The organism is Pseudomonas sp. SD17-1 (genome assembly GCF_029201585.1).
GTDB classification, from domain to species: Bacteria; Pseudomonadota; Gammaproteobacteria; order Pseudomonadales; family Pseudomonadaceae; genus Aquipseudomonas; species Aquipseudomonas palmensis.
The window spans coordinates 650,534-675,000 of record NZ_CP104044.1 but is presented as its reverse complement, the minus strand read 5'-3'; the positions used below and the strand labels follow the sequence as shown (position 1 = coordinate 675,000).

At 65.5% G+C, this 24,467-nt stretch carries 24 protein-coding genes (1 of these 24 cut by a window edge); 14 read left to right on the top strand and 10 right to left on the bottom strand.

Translation table 11 applies throughout. From position 1 onward, the window contains the following. Together N0B28_RS03070 and N0B28_RS03065 are read right to left on the bottom strand one after the other, a co-directional pair. Positions 1 to 874, bottom strand: the 5' portion of a protein-coding gene (locus tag N0B28_RS03070; protein WP_043860970.1) for a CoA-acylating methylmalonate-semialdehyde dehydrogenase. It extends 620 nt beyond the left edge of the window; the window shows 874 of its 1,494 coding nt (coding positions 1–874); it begins with the start codon at positions 872 to 874; its stop codon lies off the left edge, out of view. Between the two features lie 62 nt (positions 875 to 936). Beyond that, positions 937 to 2,283 (bottom strand): aspartate aminotransferase family protein, encoded by a 1,347-nt coding sequence (locus N0B28_RS03065; protein WP_043860969.1) that lies wholly within the window; start codon positions 2,281 to 2,283, stop codon positions 937 to 939. Positions 2,284 to 2,407: 124 nt separating this feature from the next. On the opposite strand from N0B28_RS03065, the gene N0B28_RS03060 reads away from it, so the two are divergent. The 5 genes from N0B28_RS03060 to N0B28_RS03040 all read left to right on the top strand — a co-directional run bounded on the left by N0B28_RS03060 (position 2,408) and on the right by N0B28_RS03040 (position 7,198). Beyond that, positions 2,408 to 3,325 (top strand): LysR family transcriptional regulator, encoded by a 918-nt coding sequence (locus N0B28_RS03060; RefSeq protein WP_043860968.1) that lies wholly within the window; start codon positions 2,408 to 2,410, stop codon positions 3,323 to 3,325. Positions 3,326 to 3,425: 100 nt separating this feature from the next. Continuing rightward, entirely contained in the window at positions 3,426 to 4,085 is a 660-nt protein-coding gene (locus N0B28_RS03055; protein WP_043860967.1) for a TetR/AcrR family transcriptional regulator, read from the top strand. Between the two features lie 9 nt (positions 4,086 to 4,094). Then, complete coding sequence (locus tag N0B28_RS03050) at positions 4,095 to 4,679, top strand: YigZ family protein (RefSeq protein ID WP_275730283.1); 585 nt, start codon at positions 4,095 to 4,097, stop codon at positions 4,677 to 4,679. Positions 4,680 to 5,040: 361 nt separating this feature from the next. Beyond that, positions 5,041 to 5,727: an SDR family oxidoreductase gene (locus N0B28_RS03045; protein ID WP_275730281.1), complete on the top strand. Its 687-nt coding sequence runs from the start codon at positions 5,041 to 5,043 to the stop codon at positions 5,725 to 5,727. 115 nt (positions 5,728 to 5,842) lie between these two features. Further along, positions 5,843 to 7,198, top strand: coding sequence for an 8-oxoguanine deaminase (locus tag N0B28_RS03040; RefSeq protein ID WP_043860964.1), 1,356 nt, complete (start codon positions 5,843 to 5,845; stop codon positions 7,196 to 7,198). Between the two features lie 4 nt (positions 7,199 to 7,202). On the opposite strand, the gene N0B28_RS03035 is transcribed toward N0B28_RS03040, so the two are convergent. Then, on the bottom strand, positions 7,203 to 8,288 hold the full coding sequence (locus N0B28_RS03035; RefSeq protein WP_043860963.1) for a calcium:proton antiporter: 1,086 nt from the start codon (positions 8,286 to 8,288) through the stop codon (positions 7,203 to 7,205). A gap of 146 nt (positions 8,289 to 8,434) precedes the next feature. On the opposite strand from N0B28_RS03035, the gene N0B28_RS03030 reads away from it, so the two are divergent. Beyond that, positions 8,435 to 9,388 (top strand): adenosine deaminase, encoded by a 954-nt coding sequence (locus N0B28_RS03030; RefSeq protein ID WP_054916632.1) that lies wholly within the window; start codon positions 8,435 to 8,437, stop codon positions 9,386 to 9,388. A gap of 58 nt (positions 9,389 to 9,446) precedes the next feature. Here N0B28_RS03030 and N0B28_RS03025 read toward each other — a convergent pair whose 3' ends face one another. Both N0B28_RS03025 and N0B28_RS03020 read right to left on the bottom strand, forming a co-directional pair. After that, the gene (locus tag N0B28_RS03025; RefSeq protein WP_043860961.1) at positions 9,447 to 10,175 is read right to left on the bottom strand and encodes a helix-turn-helix transcriptional regulator; all 729 of its coding nucleotides are present in this window, start codon (positions 10,173 to 10,175) and stop codon (positions 9,447 to 9,449) included. Positions 10,176 to 10,531: 356 nt separating this feature from the next. Continuing rightward, positions 10,532 to 11,452, bottom strand: a complete 921-nt coding sequence (locus tag N0B28_RS03020) for a LysR family transcriptional regulator (protein ID WP_275730275.1) — start codon at positions 11,450 to 11,452, stop codon at positions 10,532 to 10,534. A 111-nt stretch (positions 11,453 to 11,563) separates the two neighbouring features. Here N0B28_RS03020 and N0B28_RS03015 point away from each other — a divergent pair, with 111 nt between their 5' ends. Together N0B28_RS03015 and N0B28_RS03010 are read left to right on the top strand one after the other, a co-directional pair. After that, positions 11,564 to 12,577, top strand: coding sequence for a zinc-binding alcohol dehydrogenase family protein (locus N0B28_RS03015; RefSeq protein WP_043860959.1), 1,014 nt, complete (start codon positions 11,564 to 11,566; stop codon positions 12,575 to 12,577). A 114-nt stretch (positions 12,578 to 12,691) separates the two neighbouring features. Then, positions 12,692 to 12,856, top strand: a complete 165-nt coding sequence (locus N0B28_RS03010; protein ID WP_116052671.1) for a sensor domain-containing protein — start codon at positions 12,692 to 12,694, stop codon at positions 12,854 to 12,856. On the opposite strand, the gene N0B28_RS03005 is transcribed toward N0B28_RS03010, so the two are convergent. Together N0B28_RS03005 and N0B28_RS03000 are read right to left on the bottom strand one after the other, a co-directional pair. Continuing rightward, on the bottom strand, positions 12,840 to 14,021 hold the full coding sequence (locus tag N0B28_RS03005) for a multidrug effflux MFS transporter (RefSeq protein ID WP_275730272.1): 1,182 nt from the start codon (positions 14,019 to 14,021) through the stop codon (positions 12,840 to 12,842). The genes N0B28_RS03010 and N0B28_RS03005 overlap by 17 nt on opposite strands. A 252-nt stretch (positions 14,022 to 14,273) precedes the next feature. Further along, entirely contained in the window at positions 14,274 to 14,474 is a 201-nt protein-coding gene (locus N0B28_RS03000; protein WP_043860957.1) for a cation transporter, read from the bottom strand. Between the two features lie 136 nt (positions 14,475 to 14,610). Between N0B28_RS03000 and N0B28_RS02995 the strand changes: the two genes are divergently transcribed. The 3 genes from N0B28_RS02995 to cueR are packed head-to-tail and all read left to right on the top strand — an operon-like array spanning position 14,611 to position 17,852. Further along, the gene (locus N0B28_RS02995; RefSeq protein ID WP_054916634.1) at positions 14,611 to 14,997 is read left to right on the top strand and encodes a hypothetical protein; all 387 of its coding nucleotides are present in this window, start codon (positions 14,611 to 14,613) and stop codon (positions 14,995 to 14,997) included. A gap of 54 nt (positions 14,998 to 15,051) precedes the next feature. Then, on the top strand, positions 15,052 to 17,454 hold the full coding sequence (locus N0B28_RS02990) for a heavy metal translocating P-type ATPase (protein WP_275730269.1): 2,403 nt from the start codon (positions 15,052 to 15,054) through the stop codon (positions 17,452 to 17,454). Next, on the top strand, positions 17,451 to 17,852 hold the full coding sequence (gene cueR, locus N0B28_RS02985; protein ID WP_043860954.1) for a Cu(I)-responsive transcriptional regulator: 402 nt from the start codon (positions 17,451 to 17,453) through the stop codon (positions 17,850 to 17,852). The genes N0B28_RS02990 and cueR overlap by 4 nt, the downstream gene beginning before the upstream one ends. 4 nt (positions 17,853 to 17,856) lie before the next feature. On the opposite strand, the gene N0B28_RS02980 is transcribed toward cueR, so the two are convergent. Together N0B28_RS02980 and N0B28_RS02975 are read right to left on the bottom strand one after the other, a co-directional pair. Continuing rightward, positions 17,857 to 18,750, bottom strand: a complete 894-nt coding sequence (locus tag N0B28_RS02980) for a PA4780 family RIO1-like protein kinase (RefSeq protein ID WP_043860953.1) — start codon at positions 18,748 to 18,750, stop codon at positions 17,857 to 17,859. 192 nt (positions 18,751 to 18,942) lie between these two features. Further along, the gene (locus N0B28_RS02975) at positions 18,943 to 19,734 is read right to left on the bottom strand and encodes a helix-turn-helix transcriptional regulator (RefSeq protein WP_088514185.1); all 792 of its coding nucleotides are present in this window, start codon (positions 19,732 to 19,734) and stop codon (positions 18,943 to 18,945) included. Between the two features lie 85 nt (positions 19,735 to 19,819). Here N0B28_RS02975 and N0B28_RS02970 point away from each other — a divergent pair, with 85 nt between their 5' ends. Then, a complete protein-coding gene (locus N0B28_RS02970; protein ID WP_043860951.1) occupies positions 19,820 to 20,836 on the top strand; it encodes a bile acid:sodium symporter family protein in 1,017 nt (338 codons plus the stop codon). Here the strand turns inward: N0B28_RS02970 and N0B28_RS02965 are convergent. Further along, positions 20,823 to 22,100 (bottom strand): acetyl-CoA C-acetyltransferase, encoded by a 1,278-nt coding sequence (locus tag N0B28_RS02965; RefSeq protein WP_043860950.1) that lies wholly within the window; start codon positions 22,098 to 22,100, stop codon positions 20,823 to 20,825. The genes N0B28_RS02970 and N0B28_RS02965 overlap by 14 nt on opposite strands. A gap of 124 nt (positions 22,101 to 22,224) precedes the next feature. Between N0B28_RS02965 and N0B28_RS02960 the strand changes: the two genes are divergently transcribed. Next, positions 22,225 to 23,577, top strand: coding sequence for a 3-oxoacyl-ACP reductase (locus N0B28_RS02960; RefSeq protein WP_123753264.1), 1,353 nt, complete (start codon positions 22,225 to 22,227; stop codon positions 23,575 to 23,577). A gap of 2 nt (positions 23,578 to 23,579) precedes the next feature. After that, complete coding sequence (locus N0B28_RS02955) at positions 23,580 to 24,452, top strand: MaoC/PaaZ C-terminal domain-containing protein (protein WP_100632879.1); 873 nt, start codon at positions 23,580 to 23,582, stop codon at positions 24,450 to 24,452. Positions 24,453 to 24,467: the final 15 nt, after the last annotated feature.

Sequence of the window (24,467 nt, the reverse complement as noted above, 5' to 3'; positions counted from 1 at the left end):
GGTCACCCACGCACACCGCTACCGAGATTGCCATGCAGCGTTCACCGCACGAACCGTACGCCGCGCCCATCAGTGCGCTGACCGCGTTGTCCAGGTCGGCATCGGGCATCAGCACCGCGTGGTTCTTCGCACCACCCAGCGCCTGCACACGCTTGCCACGACGAGTGCCCTCGGCATAGATGTACTCGGCAATCGGCGTGGAGCCCACAAAGCTCAGCGCCTTGACCTCTGGGGCTTCGATCAGCGCGTCCACCGCCACCTTGTCGCCATGCACCACGTTCAGCACGCCCTTGGGCAAGCCGGCTTCCAGCAACAGCTGGGCAATGAACAGCGACGAGCTCGGATCGCGCTCGGACGGTTTGAGAATGAAGCAGTTGCCACAGGCAATCGCCAGCGGGTACATCCACAGCGGCACCATGGCCGGGAAGTTGAACGGGGTGATCCCCGCAACGATGCCCAGCGGCTGGAAGTCGGACCATGCATCGATGTTCGGGCCCACGTTGCGGCTGTACTCGCCTTTGAGCACTTCGGGGGCAGCGCAGGCGAACTCGACGTTCTCGATACCGCGCTTGAGTTCACCCGCCGCATCCTCGAGGGTCTTGCCATGCTCTTCGCTGATCATCTGCGCAATGCGCGACTCGTTCTGCTCAAGCAGTTGCTTGAAGCGAAACATTACCTGGGCCCGCTTGGCCGGCGGGGTATTGCGCCAGGCCGGGAATGCCGACTTGGCCGAATCGATGGCCTGCTGCACGGTTTCCCGGCTGGCCAGCGCCACCTTGCGTACCGCCTGGCCGGTGGACGGGTTGAACACATCGGCGGTGCGCTCACCGCTGGAAACCATTTCACCGTGGATCAGATGCTGAACAATGCTCATGCAGAACTCCAGAAAGGGGGTTCAGGCGCGGCACCGCGCGCCTGCTTATATAAAGAGAAGGATCAGCCGACCTGGTTGATCGCTTCGCCCACCGCATCGAACAGGCGATCCAGTTCTTGCGGGGTGGTGTTGAAAGTCGGGCCGAACTGCAGGGTGTCGCCGCCGTAGCGAACATAGAAGCCGGCGTTCCACAGCTTCATGGCGATCTCGAACGGGCGCACGATGGCATCCCCGTCCCGCGCGGCAATCTGGATGGCACCGGCCAGGCCGTAGTTGCGAATGTCGACGATGTTCTTCGCGCCCTTGACTCCGTGCAGCACACGTTCGAAATGCGGTGCCAGGTCGGCAGCCGACTGCACCAGGTTCTCCTTCTCCAGCAGGTCGAGTGCAGCCAGGCCGGCAGCGCAGGCAACCGGGTGCGCGGAGTAGGTGTAGCCGTGCGGGAATTCGACCGCGTATTCCGGGGTAGGCTGGTTCATGAAGGTCTGGTAGATCTCGCTGCTGGCGATCACCGCGCCCATCGGGATGGCGCCGTTGGTAACCTGCTTGGCGATACACATCAGGTCGGGCGTCACACCAAAGGCGTCGGCACCGAACATGGCACCCATACGGCCAAAACCGGTGATCACTTCGTCGAAGATCAGCAGAATGTTGTGCTGGTCGCAGATCTCGCGCAGGCGCTTGAGGTAGCCCTTGGGCGGTGGCAGTACACCGGCGGAGCCGGCCAGCGGCTCGACGATCAGTGCCGCGATGTTCGACGCATCGTGCAGCTCGATCAGCTTGAGCATCTCGTCGGCCAGGGCGATACCGCCCTCCTCCGGCATCCCCTTGCTGAACGCGTTGCCCGGCAGCAGGGTGTGCGGAATATGGTCCACATCCAGCAACTGGCCGAACATCTTGCGGTTGCCGTTGACGCCGCCCAGGCTGGTGCCGGCGATGTTCACACCGTGGTAGCCACGGGCACGGCCGATCAGCTTGGTCTTGGTCGCCTGGCCTTTGAGGCGCCAGTAGGCACGCACCATCTTCAGCGCGGTATCGGCGCATTCGGAACCGGAGTTGGTATAGAAGACGTGGTTCAGGTTGCCCGGGGTCAGGTCGGTGATCTTCTCGGCCAGCTGGAACGACAGCGGGTGGCCGAACTGGAAGGCCGGCGAATAATCCAGCACACCCAGCTGGCGCGACACCGCTTCCTGAATCTGCTTGCGGGTATGCCCGGCGCCGCAGGTCCACAGCCCCGACAGCGCATCATAGATCTTGCGCCCCTTGTCATCCGTCAGGTAACTGCCTTCGGCGGCGACGATCAGGCGCGGGTCGCGCTGAAAGTTGCGGTTGGCGGTATAGGGCATCCAGTGCGCATCCAGCTTGAGCTGGCTGGCAAGGCCGAGGGGAGCGTTTTCAGGCAGATTCATGGGACAAACCTCGCAAGGCAATGAGCAACATGAGGGAGGCAAACGTTGTTGCAGCTAAGTTGTCACGGGGATAAAGTCTGAAAAAGCCTACTTTTCTAATCTTCAGTTAGCTGGACACTAAACTATGAGCCGTCGCCCGGAGCCGCTTGCGCAGGTCAGTGATTTCGACATCCGCCTGTTGAAAATCTACCGCAGCGTGGTGGAATGCGGCGGCTTCTCCGCAGCCGAGAACGTGCTGGGCATCGGCCGCTCGGCCATCAGCCAGCAGATGAGCGACCTGGAGCAACGCCTGGGCCTGCGCTTGTGTCAGCGCGGCCGTGCCGGGTTCTCGCTGACCGAAGAGGGCCGCGAGGTGTACCAGAGCGCCCTGCAACTGCTCGGCGCGCTGGAAAGCTTTCGCACCGAGGTCAACGGCCTGCACCAGCACTTGCGCGGCGAGCTGAACATCGGCCTCACCGACAACCTGGTGACCCTGCCGCACATGCGCATCACCCATGCCCTGGCGCAGCTCAAGGACCGGGGGCCGGAGGTACGCATCCAGATCCGCATGATCGCTCCCAGCCAGGTCGAACAGGGCGTGCTCGACGGCAGCCTGCACGTCGGCGTGGTCCCCCAGACCAGCCCGCTGTCGGGGCTCGAGTACCAGCCACTGTACAGTGAGCGCTCACTGCTCTATTGCGCGGTCGGGCACCCGCTGTTCTATGCCGATGACCGCCAGCTGGACGACGACCGCCTCAACAGCCAGGACGCGATCGCCCCCACCTTCCGCCTGCCGGCCGAGATCCAGGCCCAGTATCAGGACCTGCACTGCACCGCCAGCGCCTCGGACCGCGAAGGCATGGCGTTCCTGATTCTTACCGGGCGCTACATCGGCTACCTGCCCGACCACTACGCCAACGCCTGGGTACAGCAGGGGCGCCTGCGCGCCCTCAAACCCGACGAACGCTTCTATGACCTGAGCCTGTGCTGGGTTACCCGCAAGGGACGGCGCCCGCACCTGGTGCTCGAGAGCTTTCTGGACAGCCTGGCGGCCACCCGCTGATGCGGTTTATAGGCTTTTTCGCCGATGAGCGCTTGCCCGCCTGCCACGGCTGGGTTATCAGTGCATGTGCCACACTACCCCGCTCTGTCCGGAATCGCCCATGACCTTCGAAGTCCCCGCACACCGCCTCCAGGCTGCCAGGCCTGCCGGCCGTATCCGCCAGAAGAACGAGCAGGCCATCATCCAGGCTGCCGAAGACGAGTTCGCCCGTCACGGCTTCAAGGGCACCAGCATGAACACCATCGCGCTGAACGCCGGGCTGCCCAAGGCCAACCTGCACTATTACTTCACCAACAAGCTGGGCCTGTACGTGGCGGTGCTGAGCAACATCATCGAGTTGTGGGACAGCACCTTCAACACCCTGAGTGCCGACGACGACCCGGCCGAGGCGCTGAGCCGCTACATTCGCGCCAAGATGGAATTCTCGCGGCGCAACCCGCAGGCCTCGCGGATCTTCGCCATGGAGATCATCAGCGGCGGCCAGTGCCTGACCGACTACTTCAGCCAGGACTACCGCGACTGGTTCAAGGGCCGGGCCGCCGTGTTCGAAAGCTGGATGAATGCCGGCAAGATGGACCGCCTCGACCCGGTACACCTGATCTTCCTGCTCTGGGGCAGCACCCAGCACTATGCCGACTTCTCCACACAGATCTGCCAGGTAACCGGCCGCAGCCGCCTGACCAAGCAGGACATGGAAGACGCCAGCAACAACCTTATCCACATCATCCTCAAAGGCTGTGGCCTGACCCCACCGAACTGAACCCTGCTTATGCCTTTTACCCTGTTGGACACTTGCGAGTTTCGCGAAGAGATCCGCAAGAGCCGCTTCATCACCCTGGCCGGCCCCATCAGCAGCCCGGCCGAGGCCCAGGCCTTCATCGAACGGCACAGCGACCTGGCCGCCACCCACAACTGCTGGGCCTGGAAACTGGGGCCGCAGTACCGCAGCAGCGACGACGGCGAACCCGGCGGTACGGCCGGGCGCCCGATCCTGGCGGCCATCGAGGCGCAGGACTGCGACCAGGTAGTGGTGCTGGTGATTCGCTGGTACGGCGGCATTCAGCTGGGCACCGGTGGCCTGGCCCGGGCCTATGGCGGTGGCGCCAACAAGTGCCTGCAACAGGCCGAAAAGCGCCTGCTGGTAAGCCGTGTCGAGCTGCACTGCAGTTGCGCATTCAGCGAACTGGCCCTGCTCAAGCTACGCGTCGCCGAAGCCGACGGCCTGGTGATGGACGAGCAGTTCACCGCCAACGGTGTCGACCTGTTGCTGGCGCTTGGCGAGGAGCAGATCGAACCGGTGCAACGACAACTGGCCGACCTGAGCCGCGGGCGCATTCTGCTCGAACGGCGCTGACACTTGCCCACATCCACTGTGGGCCCGGCTGTGGATAACCTCTTAGCACTCGGCTGCAGCCCTTCTGGATCAAGGCTCGCAGAGAAACGATCATATTTTGATCAAGATTTGATGACAGGCCATCAAGCGGCGTCGAATCAGTGACTTATCCCCAGCCAGGTGTCCTCGAGGGCCGGCTCCATGGCCACAAAACCGTGCCTGGCGCTTGCACACAAATACTGTGGAGCAAGCTGTGGATAAACCGTGAGCGCCTGCGCCAAAGGCCTGCCGGCCAATGCTCAGCGTCGATTGATCATTTTATGAGCAGCCTCCAGGCCATGCTACGCTGCGTATCCTCTGCCCACCTGTACGGAGTTATCCCATGACCGCCCCCAAAACCGCACTGATCATTGGCGCATCCCGTGGCCTGGGCCTTGGCCTTGCGCAGCGCCTGCGCGAGCAGGGCTGGAACGTGACCGCCACCGTTCGGGACCCTGCCAGGGCCCCTGCGCTGGCCGCGGTGCCCGGCGTACAGGTCGAGACCCTGGAAATGAACAGCACCGATCAGCTCGATGTACTGCAGGCGCGCCTCAAGGGTCAGACCTTCGACCTGCTGTTCGTCAATGCGGGGGTCAAGGGCCCTGATGACCAGAACCCGGAGCGGGTACAACTGGCGGATATCGGCGAACTGTTCATGACCAACAGCGTCGCGCCGATTCGCGTGGCGCAGCGCTTGAGCCCGCAGCTCAACGACAAGGGTGGGGTCATCGCCTTCATGAGCTCGGTGCTGGGCAGCGTGAGCATCCCCGACGCGCCCGACCTGGCCCTGTACAAGGCCAGCAAGGCGGCGCTCAATTCCATGATCAACAGCTTCGTCGTGCAGTTGGGCGACACCGGCCTGACCGTGCTGGCCATGCACCCGGGCTGGGTCCAGACCGACATGGGCGGCGAAGGCGCTGAAATCGACGTGCCTACCAGCACGGGCGGGATGGTTGAACAGGTCACCCTCAACAGCGGCAAGGGTGGCCTGCATTTCATCAACTACAAGGGCGAAAAACTGATCTGGTGATCTGACGCGCGGTGGGTGTAGACTCGGCCCTTCGCCCACCGCGGCGGACCTGGATCAGCAGACAGGGCAACACTGAGCTGGCTAACCTGAACCCACTTTCAGAGGAGCCGGCACCATGCCTGCGACCCGTATCTGGTTGAAAAACCCGCTTGCCATCTTTACCGCCAACACCCTCGACGCCCGTGGCGGCCTGGTGCTCGAAGGCGGCATCATCCGCGAAGTCCTCGGCCTCGGCCAAACCCCCGCCACACCTTGCCAGCAAACCTTCGATGCCCGTGAGCACGTGGTACTGCCAGGCCTGATCAACACCCATCACCACTTCTACCAGACCCTTACCCGTGCCTGGGCTCCGGTGGTCAACCAGCCGCTGTTCCCCTGGCTCAAGACGCTGTACCCGGTGTGGGCGCGGCTCACCCCGGCCAAGCTGGAGCTGGCGACCCAGGTAGCCCTGGCCGAACTGCTGCTGTCGGGCTGCACCACCGCTGCCGACCACCACTACCTGTTCCCCGACGGCCTGGAAAACGCCATCGACGTGCAAGTGGAGAGTGTGCGCAAACTCGGCATGCGCGCCATGCTCACCCGCGGTTCCATGAGCCTGGGCGAAGCCGATGGTGGCCTGCCACCGCAACAGACGGTGCAGCAGGGCGAGGTGATCCTGGCCGACAGCCAACGACTTATCCACAGCTACCACGAGCGTGACGCGGGCGCGCAGATCCAGATCGCCCTGGCCCCCTGCTCACCGTTCTCGGTCACGCCCGAAATCATGCGCGCCAGCGCGACCCTGGCCCAAGAGCTGGACGTGCGCCTGCACACGCACCTGGCCGAAACCCTCGACGAGGAGGACTTCTGCCTGCAGCGCTTTGGCCTGCGTACCGTCGACTATCTGGACAGTGTCGGCTGGCTCGGCCCGCGCACCTGGCTGGCCCACGGCATCCACTTCAACCCCGACGAGATTGCCCGCCTGGGCGCTGCCGGCACCGGCATCTGCCATTGCCCCAGCTCCAACATGCGCCTGGCATCGGGCATCTGCCCCACCGTGGAACTGACCGACGCGGGTGCGCCAGTGGGCCTGGGTGTGGATGGCTCGGCCTCCAACGATGCGTCCAACATGATCCTCGAAACCCGCCAGGCCCTGTACCTGCAGCGCCTGCGCTACGGTGCCGAGGCCATCACCCCCGAGCGCGTGCTGGGCTGGGCCACACGAGGTTCGGCGCAACTGCTGGGGCGCGACGACATCGGCGAGCTGGCCGTGGGCAAGCAGGCCGATCTGGCCCTGTTCAAGCTGGATGAACTGCGTTTTTCCGGCAGCCATGATCCGCTCTCCGCTCTGCTGCTGTGCGGTGCCGACCGGGCCGACCGGGTGATGGTCGGCGGCCGGTGGCGAGTGATCGATGGCCAGATCGAAGGGCTGGACGTGAAGGGCCTGATCGCCGATCACCGCCAGGCCGCCGCGCAACTGATCGCCGGCTAGGCAGCTACAGGCCCAGCAGCGCCAGCATGATGAACGTGGCGAACAGCACGAAGTGGGTCATACCCTCGATCGCGTTGGTTTCGCCATCGTTCAGGTTGATGGCGCTGACGATCAGCGTGATGAAGATCATCACCGTCTGCACCGGGGTCATGGCCATCTGGAACGGCTGACCGGTGTACAGGGCCATGGCCTCCATCAGCGGCACGGTGAGGATCACCGTCGACAGCGAGGCCCCCAGGGCGATGTTGACCACCGATTGCATGCGGTTGGCCAGCGCCGCGCGCAATGCGGTGAGAATCTCCGGCGCGGCAGAGATGGCCGCTACCACGATTGCCGTCAGTACCGGCGGTGCTCCGCTGCCCTCCAGGCCATAGTCCAGGGTCTTGGACATGACTTCGGCCAGCAGGCCGATCACCACCACCCCCGAAATCAGAATCGCGATCGATCGCGCCTTGTGGCCGCCCGGCGTCCCTGCCACCGGGTCGCGGCGTTTCTTCTGCGGGTAGCTGTAGCTGAAAAAGTAGCTGTGCGGCCCCACCTGCATGCGCAGAAACAGCGTATACAGCACCACCATCGCGCCGATGGTGAAGGCCGAATACAGATGCCACTGGGCTTCGGGGATGAACTCGGGCACCACCATCGACACGCCCATCGCGGTCATGATCATCACGCTGTAGGTGCGTGCCGAATCGTCGTTGTAGCTCTGCTCGCCGTGCTTGAGCCCGCCCATCAACGCGGCCAGGCCCAGGATCCCGTTGATATCGAGCATCACCGCCGAGTAGATGGTGTCGCGCACCAGCGTCGGCGAAGCCTCATTGCTCATCATGATGGCCAGGATCACCACCTCCACCAAGACCGCCGACAGGGTCAGGATCATGGTGCCGTAGGGGTCGCCGACCTTTTCCGCCAGCAGCTCGGCATGCTGTGCAACCCGCATCGAGGCGCACACGATCGCCCCCACCAGCGCGAACCCGGCCAACAACGCCACGCCATGGCCGTGCCCCAGCAACAACGGCTCCAATGGCCAGGCCAGCAGGGCGGTCACCACGGCCAGCAGCAAGAGCTTTTCCTGGGTCAGTAGCTTGAGCATCGGCGGCCTTGAACAGAAGGGGTGTGGCTAGAGACTGTAGCTGCTGTGGAAGGTTTCCTGCTGCCGGACCATCCGGCCAGGTTTCGCGCCGCCCCTCGTCAACCGCTGTAGAATGGCGCGCAACCGCACCTTGATGAGAACACGCTATGTACGACTGGCTTAACGCGCTGCCCAAGGCAGAATTGCACCTGCACCTGGAGGGATCGCTCGAGCCCGAACTGCTGTTCGCTCTGGCCGAACGCAATGGCATCGCCCTGCCCTGGAACGATGTGGAGGCCCTGCGCGCGGCCTATGCGTTCAACAACCTGCAGGAGTTCCTCGACCTGTACTACCAGGGCGCCGACGTGCTGCGCACCGAGCAGGACTTCTACGATCTTACCTGGGCCTACCTGCTGCGCTGCAAGGCACAGAACGTGATCCACACCGAACCGTTCTTCGACCCCCAGACCCATACCGACCGGGGCATCCCGTTCGAGGTGGTACTGGCCGGCATAAGCGCAGCCCTCAAGGATGGCCAGCGCAAGCTGGGCATCAGCAGTGGCCTGATCCTGAGCTTCCTGCGCCACCTGAGCGAAGACGAGGCCCACGCCACCCTCGATCAGGCCCTGCCCTTTCGCGATGCCTTCATCGCCGTGGGGCTGGACAGCTCGGAGCAAGGCCACCCGCCCAGCAAGTTCCAGCGCGTGTTCGACCGCGCCCGTAGCGAAGGCTTCCTGACGGTCGCGCACGCCGGCGAGGAAGGCCCGCCCGAGTACATCTGGGAAGCCCTGGACCTGCTCAAGATCCAGCGTATCGACCACGGCGTGCGCGCCATCGAGGACGAGCGCCTGATGCAGCGCATCATCGACGAACAGATCCCGCTGACCGTCTGCCCTCTGTCCAACACCAAACTGTGCGTGTTCGACCACATGCGCGAACACAACATCCTCGAGATGCTCGAGCGTGGCGTGAAGGTCACGGTGAACTCGGACGACCCAGCCTATTTCGGTGGCTACGTGACCGAGAACTTCCATGCCCTGCATACCCACCTCGGCATGACCCAGGACCAGGCCAGGCGTCTGGCGCAGAACAGCCTGGATGCGCGCCTGCTCAAGCCCTGACCTCTGCGCGGGCAGGTCGACCCATCACCGGTGGGTCGGCCTTGCCCGCCACCTGCGGCTACTCCCCCACCGCCAACGGCATGGGCGACTGTGCAATCAGCGGGATTTCACGCAACCCGGCGGGGGTGACGTGCAAGGCGCGCGAGTCACCGTTCATGCGCACCCAGCCCGACTGCACGAAAAGCCTGAGCAGGCTGCTGCCCAGAGCCCCGCCCAGGTGCGGGCGCTGCTCGCTCCACTCGCTGCAGCAACTGCACGCGCTGCAGGCTCTGCCCTCGCGCAGTGCCAATGCCTCGACGAAGATGCCAAAGTCGGCAAAGTGCAGGCGCCCCAGCGAGCTGACCTCCAACTGGCGGTCGCAGAGCTCCAGCCACTTGGCCTCCTGCAAGCGCTGGTAAAGGTCGGCCGCCAGCTCACCGCCCAGGTGGTCACGGCACAAGCGTGCGCGGCGCATCGCCAGCGGGATCCCCGGCGCCTCCCGGCTGACACGCACGCCCTGACGAAAATGCTCGCGCACCGGCACACTGGCCAGCGCCTCCACAGCGGCGCCCACCTCCGGGGCTGCCAGCCGAAAATACCGTTTGCGCCCGCGCGCCTCTATCTTCAGCAACCCCCCTGCCAGCAGGCGCCCAAGGTGAGCGCAGGTGGAAGAAGGTGTCAGGCCGGTCATCCTGGCCAACTCGTCGGAGGGGCGGGCCAGACCGTCGATCAAGGCCCACAGCATGGCGCTGCGCTTGGGGTCAGCCAGCAGGCTGGCGATCACACTGATACTTGCTACAGGTTTCATATCTGCACTCCCTGCGGATTCCGAAGACGTAACTTGCCCGCCCCTGCAATGGAAACGTCTCTTGCTGGTAACGACTGCGGGGGCAAGTATATGCCGGCCTGTAAGCACTTAAACGGCCTCTATCTCCGGCAAAATTGCCCGTTTTGGGCAACCATGTGGCCTTCTGCAAAGGTCACTTTCGGGTGGCGGGCCTTCCGCCCCTGGCACCACAGCCGCATGGGGGCGGCTTTCCCTGCAGAGCGAGGGTTGCGCTCAAGGGCCGATGAGCGCGCAACGCCCTACATCCAAGGTAAACAAGTCACTCAACCTAAAATGAAATGTATGACCCTGATCCAGCGCCCGACAGCCGGCCCTGCCTAGCCGGTCATCGCCAGCAGCGGCTCCAGCAGGTGCCGGCATCTGGCCTTGAGTTCGTCGCGCAGCAACTGCACAGGCTTGCCGAGCTGCGCCCGGTGGGTGCACAGCAGATTCAGCGGCGCAGCTTCACCCCGCACCCCGGGCAGCAGCACTTCGAGGCACCCGGCCTTCACATCGGCTGCCACATCCAGCCATGACTTGTAGGCAATGCCCACACCTGCCACGGCCCAGCGCCGTACCACGTCGGCGTCGTCGCAAAAGCGGTCGCCACGCACCAGCACCGTCTGTGTCGCGGCCCCGTCACTGAAGCGCCACTGGTCATGCACACGGCCACCCAACTGGTACAGCAGGCAGTTGTGCTCGGCCAGCTGTGCAACCGTCGCCGGTTGGCCATGGCGCGCCAGATAATCAGGTGCGGCGCACAGCACCCGGCGGTTGTCGGGGCACAGGGGCAACGCCACCAGGCTCGAGTCTTCGGGGGTGCCGTAGCGCAGCGCCACATCCACCGGCTGGCGAAACAGGTCGGCATTGCGATCGCCCAGCAGCAGGCGCACGTTCAGCAATGGGTGCGCCTGCTGCAACTGGTCCAACCAGGGCAACAGCACATTGCGTCCGAAATCCGACGGTGCCGACAACTGCAGCACGCCGCTCACCTCGGCCTGGCCCTGAGCCAACGCCCGCCGCCCCTCCTCAAGGCTGGCCAAGGCTACCCGGGCGTGGTTGAGGAACCCCTCGCCTTCAGCGGTCAGGCGCAGACTGCGCGTCGAACGGGCCAGCAGGCGCACCTTCAATTGCGCCTCAAGGCGCTTGAGCGCTGCGCTCGCCACTGCCGGCGAAAGGTCGAGCTGGCGCGCAGCGGCCGACAGGCTGCCCAGTTCCGCGGCGCGCACGAACAGTTGCAGATCATCGGTACGCAGCACTTGTCGGCCTCATTATCAAAAAAAAATTGAAAGTATCTGCCGTTTTATCGGGTTTTAACCCCAAGTGAAAGCACTGATGATGGCGGCACTCCCCCCCTCAAGGACCTCTTCATGAAAGCCATTGCCTACTATCAATCGTTGCCGATCGCCGACCCCGCCGCGCTGCAGGACATCGAGCTGCCCGCCCCGCAGCCTGGCCCGCGCGACCTGCTGGTGCAGGTGCACGCCATCTCGGTCAACCCGGTCGACACCAAGGTGCGCCAGAACGTGCAGCCCGAGGCCGGCGTGGCCAAGGTGCTGGGGTGGGACGTTGCCGGTGTGGTCAAGGCGGTGGGCAGCGAGGTCAGCCTGTTCCAGCCTGGCGACAAGGTCTACTACGCAGGCTCCATCGCCCGCGCCGGGGGCAACAGCGAGCTGCACGTGGTCGACGAGCGCATCGTCGGGCACATGCCCCGAACCCTGGGTTTCGCCGAAGCCGCCGCATTGCCGCTGACCGCCATTACCGCCTGGGAGCTGCTGTTCGAACGCCTGCAGATCGCCGAAGGCAAGGCCGACCTGGGCCAGAGCCTGCTGATCGTCGGTGGCGCCGGCGGCGTCGGCTCGATCCTGACTCAACTGGCCAGCCAACTGACCGGGCTCAAGGTCATCGCCAGCGCTTCACGCCCCGAAACCCAGGCCTGGGTAAGGGAGCTGGGCGCCGATGTGGTAGTCGATCACCGTCAGCCCCTGGCCCAGGCCCTGAAGGCGCAGGGTATCGATAGCGTTACCCACGTTGCCAGCCTGACCCAGACCGACCAGCACCTGGACCAGCTGGTCGAGGCACTCGCCCCGCAGGGCAAGCTGGCGCTGATCGACGACCCCAAGCAGTTGGACGTGACCAAGCTCAAGCGCAAGAGCCTGTCGCTGCACTGGGAATTCATGTACACCCGCTCGCTGTTCGAAACCGCCGACATGCAGGCGCAGCACACGCTGCTCAACCGCGTGGCCGAGCTGATCGACGCAGGCACCCTCAAGACCACCCTGGGCGAGCATTTCGGCCCGATCAATGCAGCCAACCTGCGCCGGGCCCATGCGCTGCTCGAAAGCGGTGCAGCCAAGGGCAAGATCGTGCTGGAAGGGTTCTGAGCCCCTCCGGGCCCCGGCATGACCGTCAGTCAGTACACTGACGCCGGCCATGCCGGGGCCCGGTCGCGGCGCTACAATGCTGCTGCATTTACCCAACCACACAGGTAGGCAGCGATGAAGATTATCGTCAGTGCATCAGCCCGCAAACCCGGGTGCCCGTGGCAGGTTCAGCTCGACCAGCATGTGGTCAGCTTTCGCAGTGAGGCCGAGGCTCGCGCCTTTGTCGACACCCTGCAACAACGCTTGCGGGCCCCGCACCCGCTCAAGCAGGTCGGCTGAGCTGCAGGCGTCGGGTCAACATAGCCACGCCCACTGCCGCCGTACCGCACAGGCTGATGACCAGCGCCATCGGCAGCGCGCTGCCGTCATGCAGCACTCCCACCAGGGCAGCCGCACCCGCCGCCACGCTGAACTGCACGCACCCCAGCAACGCCGAGGCACTGCCGGCGCGGGCACCCTGCCCGCTCATGGCGCAGGCCGAGGCGTTGGGGATGATGCAGCCAAGGCTGGCAATGCACACGAACAGCGGCACCAGCAACGGCCACAGCGCCTGCGTATGCAGCGCGCTGATTCCCAGCAGCACCAGCCCGGCCGCCAGGTATACCCACACCGTGCGGGCCAGCAAAAAGGCAGGCCCACGCTTGGCCAGCAATCGCGCATTCACCTGCGCCACCAGGATGAAGCCCGCCGCATTGCTGCCGAACAGCCAGCCGTAATGTTCGGCCGGTACGCCATAAAGCTTGATGAACACGAAGGGCGAACCGGCGATATAGGCGAACATGCCGGCAATCGCGATGCCGCCGGTCAGTGCATGCCCCATGAACACGCGGTCCTTGAGCAGGCGCCCGTATTGGCGCAACGCCCCCGACAGCGGCTGGCGTGGTTGGCTGGAAGGCAGGCTCTCCGGCAGGCCCAGGGCAACAGCCAGCGTACAGCCGGCGCTGAACAGGGTGAGCACGAGGAAGATCGACTGCCAGCCATACAGGTTGACCAGCACCCCGCCCAGCATCGGGGCAAGGATCGGCGCCAGGCCCATCACCAGCATCAGTTGCGAGAACACCTTGGCCGAAGCCACTGCATCACACTTGTCGCTGACGATGGCCCGCGACAGCACCATGCCTGCGCAACCACCCAGGGCCTGTACAAAACGCGCGGCGATCAGGGCGTCCAGGCTCGGTGCAAAGGCACAGGCCAGCGACGCCAGGGTAAACAGGGTCACCCCGACCAGCAGCGGAATGCGTCGACCGAAGCGGTCGGCCACCGGGCCATAGGCCAGCTGCCCCAGCGACAGGCCCAGGAAATAGGCCGCCAGGGTGGTCTGGATGTGTTTTTCGTCGGTCGCAAAGGCCAGGGCCATTGCCGGGAAGCCGGGCAAGTAGAAATCGATCGCCAACGGCCCGAACGCACTGAGTGCGCCGAGGATCAGGATGGTGCGCAGGTTCATCGGGAATCCATAGCAGGCTAAGCAAGTGCCTTAGTCTAACCGGGCTGCCATGGATAAGCCGCGAATCTTTTGCCGAATTCGCTGGCACGTGCGCCCCTTGTTGGAGCCGGCCTTGCCGGGGATCGAGCGCGCAGCGCTCGCACACCGGAATGCACAATGCAGCAGACACACCGCCCATGCAGGGTCGGTAGCCGCTTCGCGCCGGTTCGCCAGCAAGGCTGGCTCCTACAGGCGAAGCGGCTACCGGCTTGTTCAGGCCACAAGCTCGGCCTTGTAACCCTCATCGACAATCGCCTGCACGATCTGCGGCGCCTGCAGCGAACTGTCGACGCGCACCTGCTTGCTGGCCAGGTCCACCTCTACGATGGCCTGTGCATCCTGGCTCTGTACCGCACGGGTCACGGCCTTCACACAGTGGCCACAGGTCATGCCTTGAACAGTGAATACTTGCATGGGAACTACCTCCTTGGGATTTGAGCGCAGTCTCAAGCTTGCCATCGGGGCAAGGTCAAGTGCATGCCGAACTGGAAATCCGCGCCAAGCTCGGCCAAGCTGCGCCCTTGTCGAACGATCAGCAGGAGATTCATTCATGGGCAGGGCAGCATTGGGCCTTATCGGTTTGCTCGGGTTGTGCAGCATCGTGCCCCTGGCCAGCGCCGAAGGACCGTCGGACTACAGCGTGTTGATCATTTCCCGCGAGCGTCTGGAGGTCGCCACGTCCTGCGAGATCGGCATCTACCTCAACGACCAGCTGTCGGCGCGACTGTTCCAGGAACACTCCACCTCGTTCAACCTGCCGGGCGGCCCGGTGAACGTGCGCCTGCGCCTGCTTCCCGGGCAGGCACCGGGTTGCAACAACGGCATCGAGAACCAGCGCAGCACGCGAATCAACGTACTGGCGGGCCAGGTCAACAAGTACCGCATCGTCATGGACAACAATGGCCTCAGCCTGAAGAAGGCCGCTCTGGGCTATTGACCTTGCCAATGGGGTAAGGTTGATGCTTGGCGCCTGTCCAAGGAGGAGAGCCCCATGTCCGCATCAACCACCTTCGATCTGCCGATTCAAGGCATGACCTGCGCCAGCTGCGCCGGTCGTGTCGAGCGCGCCCTGCGCAAAGTCGCCGGCGCCGAACACGTCAGCGTCAACCTCGCCACCGAACACGCCCGGGTGCAAGCCCCTGCCGGCGCCCTGCCGGCACTGGTCGACGCTGTCAGCCAGGCCGGTTACAGCGTGCCCGCCCAGAGCCTCGAACTGCAGATTGGCGGCATGACCTGCGCCAGCTGTGCCGGGCGCGTGGAGCGGGCCTTGAACAAGGCGCCCGGCGTACAGCGGGTCAGCGTCAACCTGGCCAACGAGCGCGCGCACATCGAGCTGCTGGGGCAGGTCGACAGCGCGCTACTGATCGACGCGGTGACCCAGGCAGGTTACACGGCCAGCCTGCCGCAAGCGGGCAAGGCCGACCAGGCCGACGCCGAGCGACGCCTGCGCAAGGAGCGCTGGTCGGTCGGCCTGGCCATACTGCTGGCCCTGCCGCTGGTGCTGCCGATGCTGCTGCAGCCCTTCGGCATCCACTGGATGCTGCCGGCCTGGGCACAGTTCGTACTGGCCACCCCCGTGCAGTTCATCCTGGGCGCACGCTTCTATGTCGCGGCCTGGAAGGCGGTACGCGCCGGGGCCGGCAACATGGACCTGCTGGTAGCCCTGGGCACCAGCGCCGGTTACGGCCTGAGCCTGTACGAATGGGCGCGGGCCACCGCAGGCAGCATGCCGCACCTGTATTTCGAAGCCTCGGCGGTAGTCATCGCCCTGGTGCTGCTGGGCAAGTACCTGGAAAGCCGCGCCAAGCGCCAGACCGCCAGTGCCATCCGCGCCCTCGAAGCTCTGCGCCCTGAGCGCGCCCTGCAGGTGATCGACGGCCAGGAGCGCGACGTACCCATCAGCGCCCTGCGCCTGCATGACCTGGTGCGCGTGCTGCCTGGCGAACGCTTCCCGGTGGACGGTGAGGTGATCGAGGGCCAGAGCCATGCCGACGAAGCCCTGATCAGCGGCGAAAGCCTGCCCGTGCCCAAGCAGCCGGGCGACCGCGTGACCGGCGGCGCCATCAATGGCGAAGGCCGCCTGCTGGTAAGTGTGCTGGCCCTGGGTACTGAAACCGTGCTGGCGCGCATCATCCGCCTGGTCGAAGACGCCCAGGCCGCCAAGGCCCCCATCCAGAAACTGGTCGACCGGGTCAGCCAGGTGTTCGTGCCAGCCGTGCTGGTGCTGGCCCTGGCAACCCTGATCGGCTGGTGGCTGGCCGGCGCGCCAATCGAAACCGCGCTGATCAATGCCGTGGCCGTGCTGGTCATCGCCTGCCCCTGTGCCCTGGGCCTGGCCACACCCACCGCGATCATGGCCGGTACCGGCGTGGCCGCGCGCCACGGCATCCTGATCAAGGACGCCGAAGCGCTGGAGCGTGCCCATGCAGTCAACCGCGTGGTGTTCGACAAGACCGGCACCCTCACTTCCGGCAGCCCGCGCATCGTTCACAGCAAGGCCCAGGGCATCGAGGCAGGCGAACTGCTGCAACTGGCCGGCGCCCTGCAACGCGGCAGCGAACACCCGCTGGCCAAGGCGGTACTGGATGCCTGCCAGGAGCAGGGCCTGACCGTACCCGACATCGACGACAGCCAATCGCTGACCGGCCGCGGCATCGCCGGCCACCTCAATGGCCGCGACCTGGCCCTGGGCAACCGTCGCCTGCTGGAAGAAAGCGGCCTGCAACCGGGTGAACTCGCCACCAGCGCCCAGGCCTGGGAGGCCGAGGGGCGCACCTTGTCGTGGCTGATCGAGCGCGGTGCGCAATCACGGGTGCTGGGCCTGTTCGCCTTCGGCGACAGCCTCAAGCCTGGCGCAGACGCCGCCGTACGCCAGCTGAGCCAACAGGGCATCAGCAGCCACCTGCTGACCGGCGACAACCGCGGTAGCGCCAAGGTGGTGGCCCAGGCCCTTGGCATCAATGACGTGTACGCCGAGGTGCTGCCGGCCGACAAGGCCGCCACTGTTCTCGAACTGAAGAAATCGGGTGTGGTAGCGATGGTGGGTGACGGCATCAACGACGCGCCGGCCCTGGCCGCCGCCGACATCGGCATCGCCATGGGTGGCGGCACCGACGTGGCCATGCAGGCCGCCGGCATCACCCTGATGCGCGGCGACCCGCGCCTGGTACCAGCCGCCCTGGAGATCAGCCGCAAGACCTACGCCAAGATCCGCCAGAACCTGTTCTGGGCCTTCATCTATAACCTGATCGGTATTCCGCTGGCGGCCTTCGGCCTGCTCAACCCGGTGCTGGCCGGTGCGGCCATGGCCCTGTCGAGCGTCAGCGTGGTCAGCAACGCCTTGCTGCTCAAAACCTGGAAACCGCAAACGCCGCCACAGGACGATGCCCCATGAACATCGGACAAGCCGCCAAACGTACCGGCCTGAGCGCCAAGATGATCCGCTACTACGAGTCCATCGGCCTGCTCAAGCCGGCCTCGCGCAGCGACAGTGGCTACCGCCTCTACCAGCAGGACGACCTGCACGCGCTGGCATTCATCAAGCGCTCGCGAGACCTGGGGTTTTCATTGGAGGAAGTGGCCAAACTGCTGACCTTGTGGCAGGACCGCCAGCGCGCCAGCGCCGACGTGAAAGCCCTGGCCAACGAGCATATAGCCGACCTGAACCGGCGCATCGACGAGTTGGTGAGCCTGCGCGATACGCTGAGCGAGCTGGTCGCCCACTGCCAGGGGGACGATCGCCCCGACTGCCCGATCCTCAAGGACCTGGCAGCCGGCAGCTGCTGTCACTAGCGCATTACTGCATCCATGGCGGTGGCGGTTCCTCGGCCTTGGCCGGGCCGTTCTCCGCCTCGGCGCGTGCAGCCTGCCGGCGCGCCTCGTCCAGGCGCGCCGCTTCGATCTCGCGCATCACCCCGTCGACATCGGCGCTGTGCTCGTCCTCCGCGAACTGCCCGCTCAGCGGGCTTTCCGGAGTCAGCTCGCCGGCCTCGTACAACGCCCACATTTCCTTGGCGTAGCGGGTGGCCTTGAGCTCCGGGGCAAACTGGCCGAAGTACCCTGCCATATTCCCCACATCGCGCTCGAGCATGCTGAACGCATGGTTGTTGCCGGCCGCATCCACCGCCTGGGGCAGGTCGATGATCACCGGGCCGTCAGGGCCGAGCAGCACGTTGAATTCCGACAGGTCGCCATGCACCAGGCCGGTGCACAGCATCAGCACGATCTGGCGGATCACGAAGTCGTGGTACTCGCGGGCCTGATCGGCCTCCAGGTGCACGTCGTTCAGGCGTGGCGCCGCATCGCCATGGGCATCGGACACCAGCTCCATCAACAGCACGCCATCGAGAAAGTCGAACGGCTTGGGTACCCGCACGCCGGCACTGGCCAGGCGAAACAGGGCTGCCACCTCGGCATTCTGCCAGGCCTCCTCGGCCTCCTTGCGCCCATACTTGGAGCCCTTGGCCATGGCCCGCGCCTGGCGGCTGTTGCGCACCTTGCGGCCCTCCTGGTATTCGGCGGCCTGACGGAAGCTGCGCTTGTTGGCCTCTTTGTAGACCTTGGCGCAGCGCAGCTCGGTACCGCACCGCACCACGTACACCGCGGCTTCCTTGCCACTCATCAGGGGTCGGATGACTTCATCGACCAGCCCGTCTTCTATCAGTGGTTCTATGCGTTTTGGAGTCTTCATCGGCTTTTGTTCTGGGTCCTGTTTTGCCAAACACACGGGTATCACGGGTTGCCGGCCATCGTCTCACAGCCATGAGCCAGATGCGCGCTCACGATACAACAAGGCCCTCAAAGGAAGTGGACCCGATAATGTCCAAATAATTTAATCCCGCCTGCACCGAGTGCCCCCTGGCTTCCCGGACATGGCAGACACTCACTGCCTGAACAGTTCCCCCGGCGTTGCCCCGAACAAGCCCTTGAACGCCACGATGAACGCCGACGTCGACTCATAGCCGCAACCCAGCGCCGCCTGGGTCACACTCTGCCCCTGCTCCAGCGCCTGCAGCGACGACAGCAGGCGCATGCGCTGGCGCCAGCCGCGAAAGCTCAGCCCCGTCTCGCGCTGAAACAACCGCATCAGGGTCTTCTGCGAACGCCCCAGGCGCTCGGCCCAGTAGGCCAGGCCGGCGTCCTGCTCCGGGTGCGCCAACAATGCATTGCACACCTCGAGCAGGCGCGGGTGCTGCGGCAGCGGCAACGAAAAACCCACCTCCGGCAGCCCCTGCAACTGCTCCAGCAGCACCTGCACCAGATGGGCCTCGGGGCTCTCGCCTTCGGCGTAATCCACCGGGAACAGGCAGAACTGCTTGATCAGCTCACGGGCCAGCGGCGTCACCTCCAGCACCCGGCAGCGCGGCCCGGCCCACGCCGCATCGGCCTGACGCACATACAGGCTGCGCATTTCGGCACGAGTCGAGGTAATCACCTCATGCTCCACCCCGGCCGGTATCCACACGCCCCACTGCGGCGGCGCAAAAAAACTGCCCTCGGCGGTGTACACCCCCAGCACCCCGCTGATCGCATAGGAAAACTGTATCCAGTCGTGTCGATGACGCGGCGTCCACGAGCCGGCCCCCAGGCTTTCGGCACGCGCATACAGTGGCCGCGGCAGGGCATCGAGCAGCGGGATTGGGCGTGGCAGCAGATTTTGTCCGTTACTCGGCATCGCTTGGCCTTGTGTCGCGAGACGGAAGAATGGCCACAGGTTAGCCTGCCGCTTGTTTATTACAAGATGATTCGCAGGCCCGCCTATGCAAGCTCACCTCAAGCGCGTGGTAACCGACTGGTTCCTGTGCGGCATGTTTCTCGCCACCTTCCTCGCCTGGCTGTTCCCGCACTTCGGTGCCAGCGGCGGCTCGATGCACGCCGAATACGTGATCAACATCGGCGTGTTCGTGGTGTTCTTCCTGCACGGCATCAACCTGTCCAGCGAACAGATCCGCCATGGCCTGAAGAACTGGCGCCTGCACCTGATGGTGCAGGGCTTCACCTTCGTGGTTTTCCCGCTGCTGTGGTGGCTGGGCAACAGCGTGCTGGGCAGCCATGTGCCGGCGCTGCTGATGCTCGGCTTTCTGTACCTGTGCGCCCTGCCCTCGACCATCTCCTCGTCGGTGGCGCTGACCGGCAGCGCCGGCGGCAACGTGCCCGCCGCGATCCTCAACGCCAGCCTGTCCAGCGTGCTGGGCATCTTCCTGACCCCGTGGCTGGTGAGCCTGGTGGTGGGCAACGGCAGCGATGGCATCGACCTGGGCGCCACCCTGCTCGACCTGTGCGCCATGCTCCTGCTGCCGCTGGTGCTGGGGCAGTTGCTGCGCCCGTGGCTGGGCCGCTTCTTTGCCCGCCACAAGCGCTACACCAACGTGATGGACAAGGTGGTGATCCTGCTACTGGTGTACGCGGCGTTCTGCAACTCGATGATCTCGGGGCTGTGGCAGCAGCAGGGTGGCTCGGTACTGCTCACCGCCGTTCTGGGCAGCGCGTTGCTGCTGGCGCTGATCCTGTGGCTGACCACCCGCAGCGCGCGGCTGCTCAGGTTCAGCCCGGCCGACGAGATCGCCGCAGTGTTCTGCGCCAGCAAGAAATCCCTGGCCGCCGGCGCACCGATGGCCGCATTGATCTTCGGCGCCCATCCCGGGCTGGGGCTGATTCTGCTGCCGATCATGATCTATCACCCGCTGCAGTTGATCGTGTGCTCGATCATGGCCGAACACTACGCCAACCGCCCGGCGCCCCTGGCCAAGGAGGCGCCGCTGGTCAGCGCTCGATGATCGCGGTCACGCCCTGCCCGCCCGCGGCGCAGATCGAAATCAGGCCGCGGCCCTGGCCGGCCTCGTCCAGCAGCTTGGCCAGGTTGGCCAGAATGCGCCCGCCGGTAGCGGCGAACGGGTGCCCTGCAGCCAGCGAACTGCCCTTGACGTTGAGCCTGTCGCGGTCGATGGCACCCAACGGCTCGCTCAGGCCCAGCCGGCTCTGGCAGTAGTCGGCGTCTTCCCAGGCCTTCAGCGTGCACAGCACCTGGGCGGCGAAGGCTTCGTGGATCTCGTAGAAGTCGAAGTCCTGCAGGGTCAGGCCGTTGCGCTCCAGCAGTCGAGGTACCGCATAGGCCGGCGCCATCAGCAGCCCCTCCTGGCCTTTGACGAAATCCACCGCAGCATTCTGACCATCGAGAAAATACGCCTTGATCGGCAGGCCGCGCTCGCGGGCCCACTCTTCGCTGGCCAGCAGTACCACCGAAGCGCCATCGGTCAGTGGCGTGGAGTTGCCCGCCGTCAGCGTGCCCTTGGCGCTGCGCTCGAACACCGGCTTGAGGCTGGCAAGTTTCTCCAGGGTCAGGTCCGGGCGCAGGTTGTGATCGCGGGTCAGGCCCAGAAAGGGCGTGAGCAGGTCGTCCTGCCAGCCTTCGGCAAACGCCCGGGCCAGGTTCTGGTGGCTGCGCAAGGCCAGCTCGTCCTGCTCGGCACGCCCTATCTGCCAGGTCTGCGCCATCAGCTCGCAGTGCTCGCCCATCGACAGCCCGGTACGCGGCTCGCCATTGCGCGGCAGCTCGGGCTTGAGGTGCCAGGGCCTCAGTTGCAGGAACACCTTGAGCTTGTCGCCCGTGGTCTTGGCCCGATTGGCCTGCAGCAGCAACTTGCGCAGCCCCTCGTTCACCGCAATCGGCGCATCGGAGGTGGTGTCCACGCCGCCGGCAATGCCGCTGTCGATCTGCCCCAGGGCGATCTTGTTGGCCACCATCAGCGCGGTTTCCAGCCCCGTGGCGCAGGCCTGCTGCAGGTCATAGGCCGGGGTCTGCGGCGACAGCCGCGAGCCCAGCACGCATTCGCGGGTCAGGTTCATGTCGCGCGAGTGCTTGAGCACCGCGCCCGCCGCCACTTCGCCCAGTTGCAGGCCATGCAGGCCGAAACGCTCCACCAGCCCTTCGATTGCCGCAGTCAGCATCGCCTGGTTGCTGGCCGTGGCGTAGGGCCCGTTGGAGCGGGCGAACGGGATTCGATTGCCGCCGATGATCGCGACCCGACGTAAAGCGCGCATGCACAGACTTCCTTATTCCGAGACGGGATAGACCCGCTATAGCGTAGGTGTTTTTTCGCCAGTCGAACGACCGAAGGCGAAACATGGTCCACACTTTGGTGCTTAATTTCCGGGAGACGTTCACATGAGCGACCGCTATATCGACTTCGCCAACTCTTCATTCGGTCGGCGCGTGGCCGGTGCCGTCGGCCTGCCCACCCCCGCCCGCCTGGAGCGCTGGGAAGCCGGCAGGCTGCGCCCGGTCGAAGGCGCCCTGCTGCTCGGCGGCGGGCCGCTGGTGACGAACGTGGCCGCCTTTGCCAGGCGCCTGACCGACGAGGTCTACAGCTATGCCGATGAAAGCCTCGAACTGCCGGCCTGGGTCGCGGGCCTGGGGCCCAAGCTCAAGGCCGTGGTGTTCGACGCCAGCCACCTGACCGACAGCGACCAGCTCAAGCAACTGCGCGAGTTCTTCCAGCCGCTGCTGCGCAGCCTGGCTGCCAGTGCGCACATTGTGATCCTGGGGCGCGCGCCCGAATCGCTGGACGACCCGCTGGCCAGCGTGGCGCAGCGGGCCCTGGAAGGTTTCAGCCGTTCGCTGGCCAAGGAACTGCGCAACGGCGCCACCCTGCAACTGCTGTATGTGGATAAGGCCGCGCAGGACCAGCTCGAAGGCGCGCTGCGCTTCTTCCTCTCGCCCAAGAGCGCCTTCATCAGCGGCCAGGTGCTGCGCCTGACCGCCTGCGCCACCCAGGTACAGGACTGGTCGCGCCCGCTGGCCGGGCGCAAGGCGCTGGTCACCGGTGCGGCCCGCGGCATCGGCGCCGCCATCGCCGAAACCCTGGCCCGTGACGGCGCCGAGGTGGTGCTGCTCGACGTGCCCCAGGCCAAGGCCGACCTCGACGCCCTGGCCGCGCGCCTGGGTGGGCGCAGCGTGGCGCTGGACATCTGCGCCAGCGATGCATCGGCGCACCTGCTCGAAGCGCTCCCCGAGGGCATCGACATCGTCGTGCACAACGCCGGCATCACCCGCGACAAGACCCTGGCCAACATGACCCCCGAATACTGGGACGCCGTGCTCGCGGTCAACCTCAAGGCCCCCCAGGTGCTGACCCAGGCGCTGCTCGACGGCGGCGCGCTGCACGACAACGCACGCATCGTGCTGCTGGCCTCGATCAGCGGTATCGCCGGCAACCGCGGGCAGGCCAACTATGCCGCCAGCAAGGCCGGCCTGATCGGCCTGGCCCAGGCCTGGGCGCCGCTGCTGGCCAAGCGGGGTGCCAGCATCAATGCGGTGGCCCCCGGCTTCATCGAAACACGCATGACGGCGGCCATCCCCTTCGCCCTGCGCGAAGCCGGGCGACGCATGAGCTCCCTGGGCCAGGGCGGCCTGCCGCAGGACGTTGCCGAAGCCGTGGCCTGGCTGGGACAGCCCGGCAGTGGCGCGGTCAACGGCCAGGTGCTGCGCGTATGCGGCCAGGCCGTGATGGGGGCATGAGCATGGACCGACACTGGCACGATCTGCACTGCACGCAAGGGCTGAGCGGGCTGTACCTGAAGGCTGCGCGCAAGCGCAGCATCACCGGCGACAGCCTGCCCGCCAGCGGCCTGCACTGCGCCATCGGCGTGAACCCACAGCGCCTGCAGGCCTACCGCAAGCTCTGCCACTTCGGCGACGACAGCCACCTGCCGCCGACCTTCCCCCACGTGATGGCGTTCGCCCTGCAACTGCAACTGCTGACCGCCGACGACTTCCCGTTTCCGCTGCTGGGCCTGGTGCACCTGAACAACCGCATCCGCGTGGTGCGCCCGCTGGGTGGCATCGGCACGCTGCGCTTCAGCGTGTTCGTCGACAACCTGCAGCCCCACGCCAAGGGCGCGACCTTCGACCTGATGACCGAAGCCGAAGACAGCCTGGGGCTGCTCTGGCACGAGCGCAGCCGCATGCTGTGTCGCGGCGTCAAGCTCGAAGGCGAGCCACCCGCCGTCGACACCCCTGAACCGCTGCCTCTGGGCGAGCTGACCCGCTGGTATGCCGACAGCGACATCGGCCGGCGCTACGCCAAGGTCTGCGGCGACTACAACCCCATCCACCTGAGTGCGCTCAGCGCTCGCCTGTTCGGGTTTCCCCAGGCCATCGCCCATGGCATGTGGAGCAAGGCCATGGCGCTGGCCGCGCTGCGCGGGCACCTGCCGCTCAGCGGCTACGAGGTGGACGTGGCCTTTCACAAGCCTGTGCGCCTGCCCAGCGAAGTGGTGCTGGAGGGCAGCGCAGTCGCACCCGACGGCCAGTTCCGCCTGGTAGGCCATGGCGACCTGGTGCACATGACCGGCAGTTGGCACACGCTGCACGAATCTTCTAGACCTGCCTGACGGACCGGGCGATAA

Coding starts and splice junctions, on each gene's coding strand:
- N0B28_RS03030 (WP_054916632.1), top strand. CDS start 8,435: ATGTACGACTGGCTTAACGCGCTGCCCAAGGCAGAATTGCACCTGCAC.
- N0B28_RS02965 (WP_043860950.1), bottom strand. CDS start 22,100: ATGCGCGCTTTACGTCGGGTCGCGATCATCGGCGGCAATCGAATCCCG.
- N0B28_RS03065 (WP_043860969.1), bottom strand. CDS start 2,283: ATGAATCTGCCTGAAAACGCTCCCCTCGGCCTTGCCAGCCAGCTCAAG.
- N0B28_RS03005 (WP_275730272.1), bottom strand. CDS start 14,021: ATGAACCTGCGCACCATCCTGATCCTCGGCGCACTCAGTGCGTTCGGG.
- N0B28_RS02990 (WP_275730269.1), top strand. CDS start 15,052: ATGTCCGCATCAACCACCTTCGATCTGCCGATTCAAGGCATGACCTGC.
- N0B28_RS03055 (WP_043860967.1), top strand. CDS start 3,426: ATGACCTTCGAAGTCCCCGCACACCGCCTCCAGGCTGCCAGGCCTGCC.
- N0B28_RS02955 (WP_100632879.1), top strand. CDS start 23,580: ATGGACCGACACTGGCACGATCTGCACTGCACGCAAGGGCTGAGCGGG.
- N0B28_RS03045 (WP_275730281.1), top strand. CDS start 5,041: ATGACCGCCCCCAAAACCGCACTGATCATTGGCGCATCCCGTGGCCTG.
- N0B28_RS03025 (WP_043860961.1), bottom strand. CDS start 10,175: ATGAAACCTGTAGCAAGTATCAGTGTGATCGCCAGCCTGCTGGCTGAC.
- N0B28_RS03060 (WP_043860968.1), top strand. CDS start 2,408: ATGAGCCGTCGCCCGGAGCCGCTTGCGCAGGTCAGTGATTTCGACATC.
- N0B28_RS02975 (WP_088514185.1), bottom strand. CDS start 19,734: ATGCCGAGTAACGGACAAAATCTGCTGCCACGCCCAATCCCGCTGCTC.
- N0B28_RS03035 (WP_043860963.1), bottom strand. CDS start 8,288: ATGCTCAAGCTACTGACCCAGGAAAAGCTCTTGCTGCTGGCCGTGGTG.
- N0B28_RS03050 (WP_275730283.1), top strand. CDS start 4,095: ATGCCTTTTACCCTGTTGGACACTTGCGAGTTTCGCGAAGAGATCCGC.
- N0B28_RS02970 (WP_043860951.1), top strand. CDS start 19,820: ATGCAAGCTCACCTCAAGCGCGTGGTAACCGACTGGTTCCTGTGCGGC.
- N0B28_RS03040 (WP_043860964.1), top strand. CDS start 5,843: ATGCCTGCGACCCGTATCTGGTTGAAAAACCCGCTTGCCATCTTTACC.
- N0B28_RS02995 (WP_054916634.1), top strand. CDS start 14,611: ATGGGCAGGGCAGCATTGGGCCTTATCGGTTTGCTCGGGTTGTGCAGC.
- N0B28_RS03000 (WP_043860957.1), bottom strand. CDS start 14,474: ATGCAAGTATTCACTGTTCAAGGCATGACCTGTGGCCACTGTGTGAAG.
- N0B28_RS03010 (WP_116052671.1), top strand. CDS start 12,692: ATGAAGATTATCGTCAGTGCATCAGCCCGCAAACCCGGGTGCCCGTGG.
- N0B28_RS02980 (WP_043860953.1), bottom strand. CDS start 18,750: ATGAAGACTCCAAAACGCATAGAACCACTGATAGAAGACGGGCTGGTC.
- N0B28_RS02960 (WP_123753264.1), top strand. CDS start 22,225: ATGAGCGACCGCTATATCGACTTCGCCAACTCTTCATTCGGTCGGCGC.
- cueR (WP_043860954.1), top strand. CDS start 17,451: ATGAACATCGGACAAGCCGCCAAACGTACCGGCCTGAGCGCCAAGATG.
- N0B28_RS03015 (WP_043860959.1), top strand. CDS start 11,564: ATGAAAGCCATTGCCTACTATCAATCGTTGCCGATCGCCGACCCCGCC.